9 protein-coding genes are annotated in these 14,945 nt (G+C 68.0%); 7 read left to right on the top strand and 2 right to left on the bottom strand.

Features of this window, described 5'->3' with window-relative positions; translation table 11 throughout:
• Positions 1-56 precede the first annotated feature (56 nt).
• Positions 57-1,106, bottom strand: coding sequence for a polyphosphate kinase 2 (ppk2, locus tag ACT6XY_RS08480; protein WP_444747898.1), 1,050 nt, complete (start codon positions 1,104-1,106; stop codon positions 57-59).
• 149 nt (positions 1,107-1,255) lie between these two features.
• On the opposite strand from ppk2, the gene ACT6XY_RS08475 reads away from it, so the two are divergent.
• From ACT6XY_RS08475 to uvrB, 6 genes are all read left to right on the top strand, one after another.
• On the top strand, positions 1,256-2,470 hold the full coding sequence (locus tag ACT6XY_RS08475; protein WP_444747897.1) for a putative DNA modification/repair radical SAM protein: 1,215 nt from the start codon (positions 1,256-1,258) through the stop codon (positions 2,468-2,470).
• Positions 2,471-2,476: 6 nt separating this feature from the next.
• Entirely contained in the window at positions 2,477-3,898 is a 1,422-nt protein-coding gene (locus ACT6XY_RS08470; protein ID WP_444747896.1) for a UdgX family uracil-DNA binding protein, read from the top strand.
• A gap of 316 nt (positions 3,899-4,214) precedes the next feature.
• Positions 4,215-4,775, top strand: coding sequence for a YeeE/YedE thiosulfate transporter family protein (locus tag ACT6XY_RS08465; RefSeq protein ID WP_444747895.1), 561 nt, complete (start codon positions 4,215-4,217; stop codon positions 4,773-4,775).
• A gap of 14 nt (positions 4,776-4,789) precedes the next feature.
• Positions 4,790-5,347 (top strand): YeeE/YedE thiosulfate transporter family protein, encoded by a 558-nt coding sequence (locus tag ACT6XY_RS08460; RefSeq protein ID WP_444747894.1) that lies wholly within the window; start codon positions 4,790-4,792, stop codon positions 5,345-5,347.
• 356 nt (positions 5,348-5,703) lie between these two features.
• Positions 5,704-8,022 (top strand): methyl-accepting chemotaxis protein, encoded by a 2,319-nt coding sequence (locus ACT6XY_RS08455; protein ID WP_444747893.1) that lies wholly within the window; start codon positions 5,704-5,706, stop codon positions 8,020-8,022.
• Positions 8,023-8,114: 92 nt separating this feature from the next.
• Positions 8,115-10,742 carry an excinuclease ABC subunit UvrB gene (gene uvrB / locus ACT6XY_RS08450; RefSeq protein ID WP_444747892.1) on the top strand — a complete coding sequence of 876 codons (2,628 nt, stop codon included), beginning with the start codon at positions 8,115-8,117 and terminating at the stop codon, positions 10,740-10,742.
• 6 nt (positions 10,743-10,748) lie between these two features.
• Here uvrB and ACT6XY_RS08445 read toward each other — a convergent pair whose 3' ends face one another.
• Complete coding sequence (locus tag ACT6XY_RS08445; RefSeq protein ID WP_444747891.1) at positions 10,749-12,314, bottom strand: anti-phage dCTP deaminase; 1,566 nt, start codon at positions 12,312-12,314, stop codon at positions 10,749-10,751.
• Between the two features lie 978 nt (positions 12,315-13,292).
• Here ACT6XY_RS08445 and ACT6XY_RS08440 point away from each other — a divergent pair.
• Positions 13,293-13,682, top strand: a complete 390-nt coding sequence (locus ACT6XY_RS08440; protein ID WP_444747890.1) for a hypothetical protein — start codon at positions 13,293-13,295, stop codon at positions 13,680-13,682.
• Positions 13,683-14,945 lie beyond the last annotated feature (1,263 nt).

The following is a 14,945-nucleotide window of genomic DNA, read 5'->3' as shown; positions in this document are numbered from 1 at the left end:
GGCCTTGGTGCGCACCGGCGCCGGCGCCGTCAAGACCGTCACCCGGCGGAACCGTGTCAGGATGGCGCTGGTCCGGCCTGCGTCCGCCGCAGATCGGGATGCACCGTCTTGCCGAGGATGCCGCCGTCGCGCCCGATGACGTGGCTGGTCGCCCCGACGATCAGCGGGTCGGGCGCCACCGCCACCGACAGGTCCTTGTTCGGATAGGGCAGGGACGACAGGAAGTGCTGCATGCAGGCGAGGCGCGCCCGCTTCTTGTCGTCCGACTTGACGATGGTCCAGGGCGCGTCGGCGGTGTCGGTGTAGAAGAACATCGCCTCCTTCGCCTCCGTATAGGCGTCCCACTTGTCGAGCGAGGCGCGGTCGATGGGCGACAGCTTCCACTGCTTGAGGGGGTCGGTCTCGCGCGCCTCGAACCGCAGGCGCTGCTCCTCCCGCGACACCGAGAACCAGTACTTGAACAGCCGGATGCCGGAGCGGGTCAGCATGCGCTCGAGGTCCGGGCACTGGCGCATGAACTCGAGATAGTCGGTGGGGGAGCAGAAGCCCATGACGCGCTCGACGCCGGCCCGGTTGTACCAGGAGCGGTCGAACAGGGCGAGCTCGCCGGCCGAGGGCAGGTGGGCGACGTAGCGCTGGAAATACCATTGCGTGCGCTCGCGCTCGCTCGGCTTGGCGAGCGCCACCACCCGCGCCGTGCGCGGGTTGAGATGCTCCATGTAGCGCTTGATCGTGCCGCCCTTGCCGGCGGCGTCGCGGCCCTCGAACAGCACGACGATCCGCTCGCCCGTCTCCTCGATCCAGCGCTGCGCCTTCAGGAGCTCGCGCTGCAGCTCGAGCATGTGGGCCTCGTAGGGCTTCGTCTGCATGCGGCCGACATAAGGGTATTCGCCGCTCTCGAAGAGCCGGCGGATGGTCGCCGGGTCGCGCTTCATCTGGGCGAGCTGCTGGCGGCCGCGGGCAGCCCGGACCGGCTTGTCCCCGGTCCCCGCGTCGCCGGCTGCCTGGACGATGGCGGTGGCGCCTTCCGGGCCGGCGGTCCCTGCCGATGCCGGCAGCACCTCCGCCTCGGGGGTCCCGTCGGGGTGAATGGCATGCTGGCTCATGGCGCTCCCTCCGGTGTTCGCGGGGTGAGGAGACGGCGAAAGACCGTTCGCCGCCATGTCATGGATCAACCGCCGGGCGGCTGCGTCAGCGGGCCGCCCTTGAATTGCCATGGTGGAGATGTGAACATAAAGAGAACACGAGAGGTCCCATGGACACCAAGGTCGCCGCCAAGCTCCGCATCCTCGCCGATGCGGCGAAATACGACGCCTCCTGCGCCTCGTCCGGAGCGCCGAAACGCTCGGGCGGCGTCAAGGGCCTCGGCTCCACCACGGGGTCCGGCATCTGCCACGCCTATACGCCCGACGGGCGCTGCATCTCGCTGCTCAAGATCCTCCTCACCAACTACTGCCTCTACGACTGCGCCTATTGCATCAACCGCCGCTCCTCCAACGTCCGCCGCGCCCGCTTCACCGTGGACGAGGTGGTCGACCTCACGGTCAATTTCTACAAGCGCAACTACATCGAGGGCCTCTTCCTCTCCTCCGGCATCGTCAGGAATCCCGACCACACGATGGAGGAGATGATCGAGGTGGCGAAGCGCCTGCGCCGCGACCACCTCTTCGCCGGCTACATCCACCTGAAGACCATTCCCGAGGCGAGCCCCTGGCTCGTCGAGCAGGCGGGCCTCTGGGCCGACCGCCTCTCCATCAACCTCGAACTGCCGAGCCAGCAGAGCCTCGAGGCCCTGGCGCCGGAGAAGAACGGCGGCACCATCCGCGCCGCCATGGGCCAGATGCACGAGCGCATCGTCGAGGCCAAGGCCGAGAGGCGGCGCTTCTCGCCCGCCGGCCAGAGCACGCAGATGATCGTCGGCGCCGACGCCACCACCGACGAGGGCGTGCTGCGCACCAGCGACGGGCTCTACCGCCGCTATGCGCTGCGCCGCGTCTACTATTCCGCCTTCAGCCCCATCCCCGAGCCGAGCAAGGTGCTGCCGCTGAAGGCGCCGCCGCTGCAGCGCGAGCACCGCCTCTACCAGGCCGACTGGCTGCTCCGCTTCTACGGCTTCTCGGTGGACGAGGTGGCGGCCGGTGGCGACGACGGCATGCTCGACCTCGACATCGACCCGAAGCTCGCCTGGGCGTTGAAGCACCGGGAGCGCTTCCCCGTCGACGTCAACACCGCCGATCGCGAACTGCTGCTGCGCGTGCCGGGTCTCGGCACCCGCGTCGTCGACCGCATCCTCGCGGCGCGCCGCCACACCACGCTCCGCCTCGACGACCTCCAGCGGCTCACCCCGGGCCTGAAGCGGGCGCGGCCCTTCCTGATCACCCCCGACCACAGGCCGACGCGGCTCATCGACCGCCAGGACCTGCGCGCCCGCATCGCGCCGAAGCCGGCGCAGCTCGAACTCTTCGGCTGATCCGTCATGCTCGCAACCGCCTCTTCCATCGTGCAGATCCGTCTTCGGCCGGGCGCCGACCTCGACGGCTTCCGCGCCGCCGCGCGCAGCCTGATCGCCGCCGGCACCCCGCCCGAGGCGGTGGTCTGGACGCAAGGGGGCGCGACCGATCTCTTCGGCGCACCGGTCCTTCCCGCGGGCGAGCCGCTGAGCCTGCCCCGGGCCGCGGCGGACCTCGTCCAGCTCGTCGTCTGCCACCGCGATCCCGAGCGTTACGGCCTCCTCTACCGGCTGATCTGGCGCCTCACCCATGGCGAGAAGGCGCTGCTCGAAGTGATGAGCGACCCGCTCGTCCACCGCCTCGCCATGATGGGCAAGGCCATCCGCCGCGACCTCCACAAGATGCACGCCTTCCTCCGCTTCCGCCGCGTCGAGACGGTGGGCGGAGAGCGCTTCGTCGCCTGGTTCGAGCCCGACCATCACGTCCTCGCTGCCGCCGCGCCCTTCTTCCGCAACCGCTTCGGCAGCCTCGACTGGACCATCCTCACCCCCGAGGGGCGGGTGAGCTGGACCGGCGGCGCCCTCGTCTTTGGCCCGCCCGCCACCCGCGACGAGGCGGCGGCGGGCGACGGCTTCGAGGAGGGCTGGCGCGACTATTACGAGAGCACCTTCAACCCCGCCCGCCTCAACACCACGGCCATGCGCGCGGAGATGCCGAAGAAGTACTGGCGCAACATGCCGGAGACGGCTGCGATCCCCGCCATGGTGCGCGCGGCGGTCTCGCGCGTTGACGGCATGATGGACAGGGAGCCGGTCATGGCCAGCAAGCGCAATCCCGACAAGGCGGTCGCCGCCATGCTCGACGCGGGGCCGCATTCCCTCGAGGAGCTGAACCGCATCATCGCGGGGTCGGAGCCGCTGGTGCCCGGCGCCACCCGCGCCGTGCTGGGCGAGGGACCCATCGGGGCTGCCATCGCTTTCGTCGGCGAGCAGCCGGGCGACCAGGAGGACCTCCAGGGCCGCCCCTTCGTCGGTCCCGCCGGCCAACTCCTCGACCGCGCCCTGGCCGAGGCCGGCATCGAGCGGTCCGGCGCTTATCTCACCAATGCGGTGAAGCACTTCAAGTTCGTCCAGCGCGGCAAGCGCCGCATCCATGAATCGCCCACCGCCGGCGAGGTGAAGCACTATCGCTGGTGGCTGGAGCGCGAGCTCGATCTCGTCCGGCCGGGCCTCGTGGTGGCGCTCGGCGCCACTGCGGCGCTGGCCCTCGCCGGCAAGGCCGTGCCGGTCGGCCGCAACCGCGGGCCCTTCCGCTTCGGCGACCGGCCGGGCTTCCTCACCGTCCACCCCTCCTCGCTGCTGCGCGAGCCGGATCCGGCGGCGCGCGAGGCGGCCTTCCGCGCCTATTGCGACGACTTCCGCCGCATCTGCGATCTCGCGGCGGCCTGACAGGGCGGCAGCGCCCGATCCCGTGCCCCCCCGCACCCTCCCCTCGCGGGCGAGGGGAGGGGGACTACCGCGTCCCGCCTGTCTTGATTGGGGCGCGCCTGGCCCGACCGACGAGACCGGACGCGCGGCCGAAGTCCCCCTCCCCACGCAGCGGGGAGGGTAAGCATTGGGCCTTTCTCCAGTGTTCCCGGCAAGCCGGCGAAGACGGCAAGGGCGGTGCCGGCCACCCGCCCATCATCCATCTTGAAACATCGTAAAATGCGAATATGTTGATGTGATCCCCCGATTGTCCCGCGTCGTCCTCGGAGATGGCACCATGACCCTACAGGCAACCTTTGACGGGGCGCGCCCCGCAGCCGGCGCCGCCGCCCGCATCGACTGGACGCCCTACGTGATCGGCGTCGGCATCGGCGTCCTCAGCTGGATCGTCTTCCTCGTCGTCAACACGCCGCTCGGCATTACCACGGCGCTGTCGCAGGTGTCGGGCGCCGTCGCCGCGCCGATCCTCGGTGCCGAGGCGGTGGCGAAGAACAGCTACTGGGCGAAGAACCTCTTCAGCCTGGACTACGGCACGCTGTTCCTCGTCGGCACGCTGTTCGGCGGCCTCGGCTCGGCGCTCCTCGCCGGCTCCTTCCGCATCGAGCAGGTGCCGGAGGTCTGGGCCGGCCGCTTCGGCCCCTCGCCGATGAAGCGCTATGCGGTGGCCTTCCTCGGCGGCATCGTCGCCATGTACGGCGCCCGTCTCGCCAATGGCTGCACCAGCGGCAACGGCATTTCCGGCGGCCTCCAGCTGGCGCTCAGCGGCTGGGTCTTCCTCGCCGTGATGTTCGCCACCGGCACGGCCACCGCCTTCGCCATGTTCCGCACCGCCCGCTGATCAGGACCCACGCCATGACCCTTCCCGTCACCGGCACCGCCGCCCTCGCTCTCGCCCTCGTCTTCGGTTTCGCCTTCGGCTTCCTGCTGCACCGCGGCCGCGTCGCCGACTACAACACCATCGTCCGGCAGTTCCTCTTCGAGGACTTCACCGTCCTGAAGATCATGATGACCGCCATCATCGTCGGCGGCGTCGGCGTCTTCCTCATGGCCCAGTTCGGCTGGGTGAAGTTCCACATCAAGCCGGCCGACCTCCTCGCCGTCTCCCTCGGTGCCGCCCTCTTCGGCGTCGGCATGGTGCTCTACGGCTATTGCCCGGGCACGGCGCTGGCCGCCATCGGCGGCGGCAGCCTCCACGCCCTCGTCGGCGCCGGCGGCATGCTGGTTGGCGGCATCCTCTACGCCCTCACCTTCGACGCGGTGAAGGCAGTGATCCTGCCCGTCGGCGCCATGGGGAAGGTGCAGCTCCACACGCTGCTCGGCGTCAGCCCCTGGCTCATTTTCGCCGTTCTGGCCGCGGTCGCGGTGGTGTTGTTCGCGACGGTGGAACGGCTGTCGGCCCGCCGTGCCTGATCCGGGCGGCGGCCGGGGGGACGGTCATCCAGCCGGCAACGCGCTGCACAAGCTCCCGATGTCCGGCCCGGTGCCGGGCATCGGGCTGTTCCGGGGTAATTTTCGGGGGTGGCGTCGGACGTGGCGCGCCATATTCGGCGCCAGCGAGATCGTTCTCCGCCGGCCTGCAAAGAGGTGGCCTCGCAGTCGACCAAAACTCTTCGTCCCGCGATTACTGCCTCCGTCTGTGCCAGCGACCCGGAAAAGATGCGCCGAAAAGTGGAGCCATGGCCGAAAAGTGCGAATTGGACTCGATGTTAACGCGACATTAGGGATGCAGAACTGACAAAGGTTGCACAGTCATGGAGTGTGCAATCATGTCTTTCGGCCGCAACGCGACGATCAGCATGCGCATCGCCATCGCCGTCGTCGTTCCTCTCCTTGCGGCCATCGGCTTCGGCGGCGACATCGTCTTCGAGAGCTGGCGGGAAGCGGGCGCGGCCCGGCAGATGGCGGCGGTCGCCACCTCGGGTCCCCATTTCGGCGCGGTCGTGCACGAACTCCAGACCGAGCGTGGCCTTACCAACACCGTCCTGAGCAACCCCGGCAACCAGAGCGCCGCGGAGGCGGGGGCAGCCCAGCTTCCCAAGGTCGACCTGGTCCTCTCCCGACTGCGCGAGGCGGTGGCGCAGGCGTCCGCCGGTGCGCCGCAGGACTCGGCCGTCGCCCGCGAGGCCCTCGCCCGCGCCGACGATCTCGCCGCCCTGCGCGCCGCCGTCCAGGCCCGCGCCGTGACGGCCGAGCAGGCCGTCGCCCGCTACACCGCGATCGTCGACGCCCTGTTGCAGCCGGTGGAGAGCCTCGCGCGCCACGGCCGGGTGGGAGCCACGGCCCGTGCCGTCGTCGCCTATGCCAGCATTCTCCGCGCCAAGGAGGCGGCCGGGCTGGAGCGCGCCACCGGCGGCGGCGCCTTCTCCCCCGACGGCTTTGCGCGGGAACGGTTCCAGCGTTTCGCCCAACTCGCAGCGGTCCAGGACAGCTACCTCGCGGTCGCCCGTCGCTACGGCACGCCGGACCAGGGGCAGCGCGTCGAGGCGCTCGCGGCCTCGCCCGAGACGGCGGCGGTGCAGCGCCTGCGTCAGGTGGCCGCCCGCGCCGCCCTGTCGGGCGACAAGGGCGTCGAGGCGCTGGAGTGGTTCCGCACCTCGACCGTCCGCGTCAACGCGCTGAAGGCGATCGAGGACCAGTTCGCCCAGGATCTCACCGGCATCATCGCCGGCGCCGCGGACGAGGCCCGGACGAGGCTTCTCGTCGCCGCCGGGCTCGTGGTCGGCGTGACCCTGCTGGCGGGCCTCGCGGCCCTGCTCGCTGCCCGCTCCATCACCCGCCCGCTGCGCGCCCTGACCCTCCACATGGAGAAGCTGGCCGAAGGCGATACCGGCGGCGACTTGCGGGACGCCGGGCGCACCGACGAGATCGGCGCCATGACGCGGGCGGTCGCGGTCTTCCGCGACAATGCCATCGCCCGGGACAGGCTGGAGCAGGAGGCCGAGCTCGAGCGCCAGCGCGAGCTTCAGCGCCAGTCGGTGCTCGACGAGATGATCGTCGCCTTCCGCGGCACGGTCGGCGATGTGGTGAAGACCGTGGACACCGAGATTTCCGGCATGCAGCGCACGGCCGCGGCGCTGAAGGGCGTCGCCGGCCAGGCCACCGAGGGGGTCGATCTCGGCCGGGACGCCTCCGCCACCTCCTCCGAGGACATGCAGGCGGTCTCGGCGGCGGCGGAGGAGCTGATCAGCTCGATCAGCGAGATCTCGAGTCGCATCCACACCACCAGCAGCTGCATCGGCCGCGCCACGGCGGGCTCCTCCGAGACCGACCGAGAGGTCTCCGGCCTCTCCGACCTCGCCCAGCGCATCGGCACCATCGTCGACATCATCCGCGGCATCGCCGAGCAGACCAACCTCCTCGCCCTCAACGCCACCATCGAGGCCGCCCGGGCCGGCGAGGCGGGCCGCGGCTTCGCCATCGTCGCTTCCGAGGTGAAGGCGCTCGCCGGCCAGACGGCCGCGGCGACCGACGAGATCGCCACCCAGGTCAACGCCATCCAGAGCGCCACCCAGCGCACCGTCGCCGCCATCCGCGGCATCGGCAGCACCGTGTCGGAGATCGACCACCTCACCGGCTCCATCGCCGCGGCGGTGGAGGAGCAGACGGCCGCCACCCAGGAGATCGCCGCGGCGATCGCCCGCGCCTCCGACGGAACCGGCCGGGTGCTGCGGGCCATCACCGACGTCTCCGGCGTCGTCGGCGAGACCAATGCCGAGGCGACGAGGGTCGGCGCCGCCGGCGATCTGCTGTCGGCCGCGACGCGCCAGCTCATCGACAGCGTCGACGCCTTCCTCGTCGACCTCGCCAGCGACGTGAAGGATCGTCGCGGCGCGGTGCGGCGGCGCAGCACGCGGGCGCTGCTGGTGCTCAGCGACGGCCGCAGCATGAACGCCCGCCTCGCCGACATCTCCGAGACCGGCGCGAGGGTCCAGGGCGCAGCGGAGCTGCAGGAGGGCCAGCGCGTGACTCTGCGCTTCAGCGACGGCGCCGAGGTCGGCGCCCGGGTGGTCTGGACGCGCGAGGGCTCCGGCGGCCTGCAGTTCGACGCGCCGATCAGCGAGGCGGTGGCCCGCCGGGCGGCCTGAGGCCCGACGCCGCTGCCACCCCCTGGCAGCAGCATGGCGGGAAGACCGCCGCCGCCCTTTCCCGGCCGGCCCGGCGCGCCCATATTGCCGGGATGCCGAAAAGCCCCAAAGCCTCCGCGAGTCCGCCGTCCGCGCCGAAGCCGGCCCGCGCGCCGAAGTCGAAAGCCTCGAAGCCGGAGCTGCAGCCGCTCGGGCCGGCGCTGGCCGATCTGCTCAACCCCGCCATCAACCGCGGCACCGCCGGCCTCGGCTCCGGCACCGGCCCCACCGGAGGCTTCGCCGAGGCGCCGCAGGCCGCCTTCGCTGGCGAGGCGACCATGGCCGACAAGGCCCTCGCCCATCGGCTCGGCATCGGCGTCGACCAGGCGAAAGCGCTGGACATCGAGAGCGAGATCGGCGCCTCCGGCGTCACCGCCACCGTCAAGGCGCTGGAGAAGCTGATCCAGGAGGGCCGGCCCGAGGTCGACGGCCGCACCTGGGTGCCGCACAAGCCGGCGCGCCCGGAGAAGTGGGAGGGCGGCAAGCGCTTCGAGATCGTCTCCGACTTCAAGCCGGCCGGCGACCAGCCGACCGCCATCGCCGAGCTCGTCTCCGGCATCCGCGCGGGCGAGCGCGACCAGGTCCTGCTCGGCGTCACCGGTTCGGGCAAGACCTTCACCGCAGCCCAGATCATCAACGAGACCCAGCGCCCCGCCATCGTGCTGGCGCCGAACAAGACGCTGGCCGCCCAGCTCTATGGCGAGTTCAAGAGCTTCTTCCCCAACAACGCGGTGGAATATTTCGTCTCCTACTACGACTACTACCAGCCGGAGGCCTACGTCCCGCGCTCGGACACCTATATCGAGAAGGAATCCTCCATCAACGAGCAGATCGACCGCATGCGCCACTCGGCGACGCGCGCCCTGCTCGAACGCGACGACGTCATCATCGTCGCCTCCGTCTCCTGCATCTACGGCATCGGCTCGGTCGAGACCTACACGGCCATGACCTTCGGCGTGAAGGTCGGCGAGCGCCTCGACCAGCGCCAGCTCATCGCCGACCTCATCGCGCTCCAGTACAAGCGCACGCAGATGGACTTCTCCCGCGGCACGTTCCGCGTCCGCGGCGACACCATCGAACTCTTCCCCGCCCACCTCGAGGACCGCGCCTGGCGCATCAACCTCTTCGGCGACGAGGTCGAAAGCATCGCCGAGTTCGACCCGCTCACCGGCCAGAAGAACGCCGACCTCTCCTTCGTCAAGGTCTACGCCAATTCCCACTATGTCACGCCGCGCCCCACCCTCGTCCAGGCCATTTCCGGCATCAAGGAGGAGCTGAACTGGCGCCTCGAGGAGCTGAACCGCGCCGGCCGCCTCCTGGAGGCGCAGCGGCTGGAGCAGCGCACCCGCTACGACCTCGAGATGATGGAGGCCACCGGCTCCTGCGCCGGCATCGAGAACTATTCGCGCTGGCTCACCGGCCGCCGCCCCGGCGAGCCGCCGCCGACCCTCTTCGAATATGTCCCCGACGACGCCCTCGTCTTCGTCGACGAGAGCCACGTCACCATCCCGCAGATCGGCGCCATGTACCGCGGCGACTTCCGGCGGAAAGCCACCCTCGCGGAATATGGCTTCCGCCTGCCCTCCTGCATGGACAACCGCCCGCTCCGCTTCGAGGAATGGGAGGCCATGCGGCCGCAGACCGTCCACGTCTCGGCCACGCCCGGCGGCTGGGAGCTGAACCAGACCGGCGGCACCTTCTCCGAACAGGTCATCCGCCCCACCGGCCTCATCGACCCGCCCTCCATCATCAGGCCCGCGCGCACCCAGGTCGACGACCTCATCGGCGAGGTGAAGGCCACCTCCGCCGCCGGCTACCGCTCCCTCGTCACGGTGCTGACCAAGCGCATGGCCGAGGACCTCACCGACTCTCTGCACGAGCAGGGCGTCCGCGTCCGCTACATGCATTCCGACATCGACACGATCGAGCGCATCGAGATCCTGCGCGACCTGCGCCTCGGCGCCTTCGACTGCCTCGTCGGCATCAACCTCTTGCGCGAGGGCCTCGACATTCCCGAATGCGCCCTCGTCGCCATCCTCGATGCCGACAAGGAAGGCTTCCTGCGCTCGGAAACCTCCCTCATCCAGACCATCGGCCGCGCCGCCCGCAACGTCGACGGCCGCGTGCTCCTCTACGCCGACCAGATGACCGGCTCGATGGAGCGCGCCATCGCCGAGACCAACCGCCGCCGCGAGAAGCAGACGGCCTGGAACGAGGCCCACGGCATCACGCCGCAGACCATCAAGCGCGAGATCGCCCAGATCCTCGACTCGGTCTACGAGAAGGACCACGTCACCGTGGATGCGGGCCTTACGAAACAGGGCGCGGCGGTCGGCCACAACCTCCAGGCGGTCATCGGCGATCTCGAGAAGCGCATGCGCGAGGCCGCCGCCGACCTCCGCTTCGAGGAGGCCGCGCGCCTGCGCGACGAGCTCAAGCGCCTGCGCGAGACCGAACTCGCCATTTCCGACGACCCCCTCGCGCGGCAGGAGGCGGTGGACGACCGCACCGGCGGCTTCAGGGGCCCGAAGAAATATGGGCGGTCGGCGAACCTGCCGCCCTCACGCGCGGCGAAGCCCGGGCTGGACAGCATGGGTCCGGGCACGGACCGCGAGGTGCCGGCGGGCGGGGCGGTCAGGAAGAAGGGCGGGGGCAAGCCGGGGAAGGGGTGGAGGGGGTAGGTGCAGTCAACTTTTACTGTCAGACTTATTTCTCCGAGTTCTTTTTTTGAAGAAATGATGTAATATAACTGCAACATATTCTTCTTCGTAGTCAGTATAGGATGAACCTCTGTCGTCAATCATTGGTATCGGCTTGCCCTTAGTCCAGATTGTAGCTCGACCTTCTTTATCTTTCCTTTTTCTTTTTTCAAAAATATCTCGATATCTGCGGGGAGAAATTCCAATAAAAGGAGAAAAAAGCACTTTGTCTGTATCGACATCATCAAAGGTTATTGAATCTGAATGAAGGTTTTTTGCATGACTTTTTGGATAAGGCTCCAAAAAAACGACGCGCCGAAGACCTGCTGAAACAATATGCTTTGCACAAATATGACACGGAAACGTAGTGCAATAGAGCGTGGCGTCTTTGGTGCTGCGACCTAGCCGCGCTGCATCTGTTATAGCAGACATCTCCGCGTGAATAATGCGACCATATTCAATTATGTCCATCAGCTGGGAGTCTGCAACGCTCTTAAACGAAGAGATTTTTGCAACCTTATCTTCAATAGTTTTAAGTTTTTCAACGTCCCGTGAGAGTACGCCCTCGTTCGACAGGCGTTGAACGATATCAAATATTATTTCATTCTTTCGATTGTGGTTGGGGTCGTAGCCGACCTCCATGTCGCGATGTTTGTCGCCGTCATCATCAGACCAGTATGTGCCGCCTTTAGATTTAGGAACCTCATTGCAGCCGAGTGAAATAACTTCGCCGTTCTCGGAAAATATCGAGGCGCCCACTTGCCTAGATAGGTCAATAGACCTCAACGCCGCTGCCGCGGCCATGTATAGACCATATTCATCCTTGGACGGAGACACTCTGTTGTCTCCAAATAGCGCGGAAATGAATCGTTCAACTGTCTCTCTTATCCTAGCCTTATTAACGCCGTCGATGAAGACATCGCCGAGATAAAACACATCGGATATAGACTGGCCATGCTCAATATCTGACTGCATGTAATCCTTGTGAATCAGCTCTATTGCCTGTTGTTCACAATGAGAATCGCTTTTCGGGGCACTATTAAACGACTTTATCTTGCTGAAAAGTACTTCTTTTCGTTTTGCTTCGCTTCCATGAACGGAAACTTGTATGAATTTGCGACCGTACACCTCACGCATAAGTTGAATTTCTTCGGGGCGTTTAAACTGCCGTATAATATATGCTGTGCCATAGACAGGCTTATCTGGAGACTTGTTAATATTCACGCGGTGTTCGTGGATCGCAGTTATTCCTAGCGCTGCCATGGCCCGATTATCTTTAGCTGCTTCACGAAATGCGTTGCCTTCGCGAATTAATGTCTCGGATCGGTCGAAATACGAAGTAGGGGCTACATTGACATTAAGCCGATTCGTCAGGTGAACAATAACACTTTCGTATCCAACTTGCATCAGAGACTGTCGAAGGTTGGAGACGACTGAATCTATGTCGACGCCTATTGGCCCAACAATGCCAAAAAACAGTTCAGGGTTGTCGATAGTAGACGGATATGCCGAATTGACTTTTCGTTTACTGTTGTTAACAATTTTTTCCGACATTTTTTACATCATCCCGTGGCGCCGAAGTTTTCTACCAGTTAGGCTGTTCGAATCAGGGGAGGACACCATGCCGGCAGCTCGTCGAGGTGAAGCCAGCAATGACGACCGCTACTCTTGGATGTATCCGTATTATTTGCAAGCTTGCAGCGCGCTAGTGGAGCGCGCTCGGGAGGACAGAAGTCTTCTCCGGTTGGATGCAAGGTTCCTGGCCGAACTCGAAGCGACTGTAGGGTCTAGCGGCACCAAAGCTCGCACTCCCCTTATTGCCCATTCCAGCAGCCACGCTGATTAGAATTAGCTCGACTGAGTAAGATTTGCGGCGCGGCATCAGGCGGCTTCCGACCGCTGTCCTTCTCCCCTCGTGGGAAAAGGTGGCGCCGTCAGGCGCCGGATGAGGGGGGGCGCGTCACCCCTCATCCGCCCGCTGACGCGGGCACCCTCTCCCACGAGGGGAGAGGAGTCATCCGATGGGGTGGTGCCGACTGAGTTTCCTCGACCGTCATGCCCGCCCTTGTGGCGGGCATCCACGACTTGACCACCGCAGCCTCAAGAGAATGCGTGGATGCCCGGGACAAGCCCGGTCATGACGGGCAATGGTTCGGGCGGCCGGACCACGAGGCCAGGCCTGCATTAGCCAAGTGGGTCCTTCGAGGCTCGCCCTTGGGCGATGCTGCGCATCGCCGCCGGACGATGCTGACGCATCGCCGGGGGCTCGCACCTCAGGATGAGGACGGTTGTGTCTTGCACGGCGGTTTCCGGCCGGGCGCGCGTCATGCCGGACACCCACCCCCCTCATCCTGAGGTGCGAGGCCATGGCGAGAGGCGAACGCATGTCGCGTTCGCGCGATGCTATGGCGAGCCTCGAAGGACGCACTTGGGCGATGCAACGCGCCAGCCGCCTCAGGGAACACGGCCCATCCCCTGAACCTTTTCCCCACTCCCCGCGACACACGGGTCCCTGATCCACCGGAACCCATCATGTCCCGCCCGCTGCTCGCCTCCCTTTTTGCCGCCCTGGCCCTCGCCGCCATCGTCCCCGCCGCCTCCGCCCAGACGCCCGCCGCCGCTGACCTCGCGGGGCGCTGGACCTCCGACACCCGCGACGAGCGCGGCATGGAGATCCGCACCGAAGGCACGCGCATCTCAGCTGTCAGGCTCTGGCGCACCGACGGCACGGTCTGCACCCAGACCCTGACCGGCACCTTCGATCCGGCCCGCCGCAGCGCCGCGCTCGCCCAGCGCAGCATCTGCGACAACGGCGCCAACGGCACCGCCCCGGCCTGCACCCTGCGCGTCGCCGCCCGCGACCGCGTCGTCCTGACCTGCCCCGACTTCAATCCCCGCACCTTCCGCCGCGCCGCCCGCTGAGGCGGGCGGGCGCTGCCGGCTGATGTCCCTCATCCGTCTTGCCCGGCCGTGTGCCGGGTATGACGAAGCGCGCGCCATTCCCCCCCCGCTTGGCCGAGGGGAGGGGTCAGGGGTGGGGGGGGGCCGATGTCGGGCTGCATCCGAGGAGGCTGATCCTCCCGCAAGCGCGCCGCCGGCGTCACGGCCCCCCACCCTGGCCCTCCCCTCCGCAAGCGGGGGGAGGGGGCAGGGGTGCCTCGCCCGTCCCGCACCGGGGACAATTCTCGTCGCGCCGCCCTCACCGATCCGCCCCAACCCGCTGATCCCCCGGCGCCTTTCCCGCGCCCCCGAAAAATTCGCGCGCGCCTTTCTCCCCATCCGCCGCATCTGCCTCATGCTTCCCGCACCTTCCGTCCTCGTCGAGGCATCGTCCGGTGGTGCGGGTGATGGGGCGGAGGGGCGGTTCTCCCGTGCGGCGGCCTCACCAGCCGGCATGCGGGAGCGTCGCCGGGAACACCGCCCCTTCGGGCCCTGCGGGCGCATCCGCGCCGGGGGTGACCGTTGCGCGAGGAGCATCGCTCAAGCGGGCGAGCGGGACCGGCGGGTGGGGGCGACCCTCTCCGCCGGGGCCTTCGGACACGCGGGACACCGCGTCTCCGCGAGGCCAGGCCGGGAGCCGTCGCGGGGTCCGCCCTCCGACGCTTTCCGGCCCGGGAGGTGGTTGGCCGAGCGCCATCCCTCCCGCCCCGCCGCCCCGGACGCGCGGCCCGGTCGACGACAAATGCCGCGGTGAAGCGCCGTGAGGCGCGCCGGCTCGCGTGGGGTCCGTTTCCTCGGTCAGCCCGGATGCTTGATCCGGGCCACAAAACGGATTCCACGCGAGCCGGCGGGCTTCGGCACCGAAGTCCGGGCCCGCGGGGTGACCCGCGTGGCCAGGAGGCTGCCGCCTCCGCGCCTGACGGCGCTTCACCCCTCGCGCTTCGGTTCCGGAGGCGCGGGGACCGCGAGGAGCAAACCCCGGCCGTCGAGGCGCGGGAACGGGGAGGCGTGGGTGGGATGGCAGATGAGCGCGGCGGCCTCGGACTCACCTCTCCGCGGCGGGCAGGGCTCCTATCACCTCTCCCCGGCGGGGAGAGGTCGACGAGCGTGAGCGAGGCGGGTGAGGGGGAGGGTGCCATCCGGATCGGTCTGGGGGGGGGGGGGCGCCGGGCCGCGCGGCCCGCGGGCCCCCGCCGGGGGGGGGGGGGGGGGGGGGGGGGGGGGGGGGGGGGGCGGGCGCGCCCC

Source organism: Phreatobacter sp., assembly GCF_052440005.1.
GTDB lineage: Bacteria > Pseudomonadota > Alphaproteobacteria > Rhizobiales > Phreatobacteraceae > Phreatobacter.
This window is presented reverse-complemented; position numbering and strand designations above follow the sequence as displayed.